The sequence below is a fragment of the Mesorhizobium sp. M2A.F.Ca.ET.037.01.1.1 genome, from assembly GCF_003998075.1.
Classification (GTDB): domain Bacteria; phylum Pseudomonadota; class Alphaproteobacteria; order Rhizobiales; family Rhizobiaceae; genus Mesorhizobium.
Map to the genome: position 1 here is coordinate 1 of NZ_RZSA01000961.1, position 2444 is coordinate 2444.

Sequence of the window (2444 nt, forward strand, 5' to 3'; positions counted from 1 at the left end):
GCGTCGGCAGCATCGCCTCGATCGCGCCGACGCTAGGGCCAGTCATCGGCGGCTGGATCACCGACACGTTGAACTGGCACTGGCTGTTCTACGTCAATGTCATCCCCGGGGCGGTCATCACCGTGCTCGTCGCGCTGCTGGTCAAGATTGACAAGGGTGATCTGTCGTTGCTGAAGGGCGCGGACTATATCGGCATGGCGCTGATGGCGGTCAGCCTTGGCACGGCGGAATATGTGCTGGAGGAAGGCTCGCGCTGGAACTGGTTCGACGACGCCACGATCCGCAACGGCGCCGTCGTCGCCGTGGTCACGCTCATCCTGTTCGTCGTCCGCAGCCTGACCTATTCGCAGCCGGTGGTCGACTTCCGCGCCTTCGGCAACCGCAATTTCGCCATCGGCTGTTTTTTGTCCTTCATCACCGGCATCGGCATCTTCGCCACGATCTATCTTACGCCGCTGTTTCTCGGTTATGTGCGGGGCTACAACGCGTTCGAGACGGGGCTGGCGGTGTTCTCCACCGGCGTTGCCTCGATGGTAGGCGTTCCGGTATACATCTTCCTCGCCAAGCGCTTCGACACGCGCTGGCTGGTGATGTTCGGGCTGGCCTCCTTCGGCGCCTCGATGTGGAGTTTTTCCGCCATCACCAGCCAGTGGGGCTCGGCCGAGCTTCTCCTGCCGCAGATCTTTCGCGGTTTCCCACAGGTCTTCGCCGTCGCGCCCAGCGTCAATCTCGGGCTCGGCAGCCTGCCACCGGAACGGCTGAAATATGCCAGCGGCCTGTTCAACACCATGCGCAATCTGGGTGGCGCGGTCGGCATCGCGATTTGCGGCGCGATCCTCAACAACCGCACCAACTTCCATTTCCTGACGATCGCTTCGCATCTGACGCCGCAGAACGAAGCGGCCATGCGCCTCGTCGACAACGTCGCGCAGCGCTATGGACAGCTGCCCGGCGCCGTCGACGACGGCCATGCCGCGGCGCTGAAGCAGCTCTGGCAGCTCGCTTATCGCGAGGCTTCCACCATGGCCTATGCGGACGCGTTCCTGGTCATCATGGTGGCGTTCGTCATCGCCACGGCGCTGGTGCCGTTCCTGCGCAACGTGACGCCGAAGGCGCCGCCGCCGGATGCGCATTGAGGGGTGCGCGGTTCGCGGCGACGCAGTTTACCGCGACCCCGCCCCAAACCAGCGGATAAAGGCAGCATCCTTGCCGGTGATGTCCTTCACCGCTTTCAGCAACGCCTCGTGCAGGGTTTGCATGGAGCGGTAGTGATCGCATTGCGTCGATATCAACGGGGCCACAATACTGCGATGCAGCTCTCCCGCCGCCATCAGGAACCGCTCAAGCTCCGACTCCGATAATTGCTTTGCCTTGTTGCGACGAACCACCGCGACCTCCTGCGAGAATCGCCCCACCAAGGATTAAATTCCTATACGCGTCGGAAAGTTTCCAGCGACCGCTGGTTGCCTTTTTCGGCCTATTGCCGCCAGCCTACCACTTCACGCTGAAGCCTACCGAGCCGCCGAAGGCATGACTGTCGCCGAAATCCTCCAGGCTGGTGCGCGCCAGCAGCTCGCCATGGACGGAATAGTGATCGTCGGCCCAGCTCAGCGAGCCGCCGACGCCGAGGCCGCCCCAAAGCTGCTGCGGCTTGCTGGTCAGCCTGGTGCCCGAGACGTCGACATCGGTGCCGTCGAGGAAGTCATAATAGAGATTGGCGATGCCATAGACATGTGAGCGGCTGGTCTGGCCCGCGCTGCCCTTCCACTCGCTTTCATAGTCGGCGGAGAGGCCGAGGCGGCCGATCAGGCTGTCGCTGCTGCCGTTGGAGACCAGCGCGCCGTAAGGATCGGTGAAACTGTCGAAGGCGACCGAGGCATAGGAGAGCTGGGCCTGCGGCGTCAGCGACCAGTTGCCATGAAGCGCGATCTTCTGCCCGGCCTCGATGCCGAGGCCGTAGCCGAAGCCGTTGTTGCCGTCGGCGAGCTTCCTGCCGAGCGTCGCGGAGGACAGATCGCTGTCGAACCAGGTGAGCTCGGCCTGGGTGTCGACATAAAAACCGTTCTTGCCGTACCAGGTCAGCGTGCCGCCGAAGCCGTAGCCGGTTGCGTCGATCGAGCCGGTGCCGAAGGACGAGGAGACGTCCGATTTTACCGTGCCGTAGTGGACGGTGAGACCGCCGACCAGCATGCCGGAGGCAGTCTCGGAAAGCAGCATGTCGAGACCAGCCTGCAGCCGCCACAGATCGGCGTCATAATCGGTGCCGGTGGTGCTCGTGCCCGGCTCGAATTCGCTGTGCGAGGCCTCGATGCGCCCCCAGATCGGGTTGCCGCGCTGGGTGCCTGCCGCCGATTGCGCCTCGCCGCCCCACGAGCGGTTGCCGATGCGCTGCTGCAGCGTGCCGAGCTGGGTGAAGCTCTGCAGCACGCCGGCATAGGCCTCGT

Annotated in this window: 3 protein-coding genes; 1 reads left to right on the forward strand and 2 read right to left on the reverse strand. The window is 63.9% G+C overall.

Annotated features, from left to right (window positions below; genetic code table 11):
* Positions 1-1136, forward strand: a 1136-nt coding sequence (locus tag EOA27_RS31930) for a DHA2 family efflux MFS transporter permease subunit (RefSeq protein ID WP_127258177.1), incomplete at its 5' end; no start/stop codon positions are given.
* Positions 1137-1163: 27 nt separating this feature from the next.
* Here EOA27_RS31930 and EOA27_RS31935 read toward each other — a convergent pair.
* Both EOA27_RS31935 and EOA27_RS31940 read right to left on the reverse strand, forming a co-directional pair.
* On the reverse strand, positions 1164-1388 hold the full coding sequence (locus tag EOA27_RS31935; protein ID WP_126081695.1) for a hypothetical protein: 225 nt from the start codon (positions 1386-1388) through the stop codon (positions 1164-1166).
* 103 nt (positions 1389-1491) lie between these two features.
* The coding region (locus tag EOA27_RS31940) for an autotransporter outer membrane beta-barrel domain-containing protein (protein ID WP_127258181.1) at positions 1492-2444 on the reverse strand (953 nt) is incomplete at its 5' end.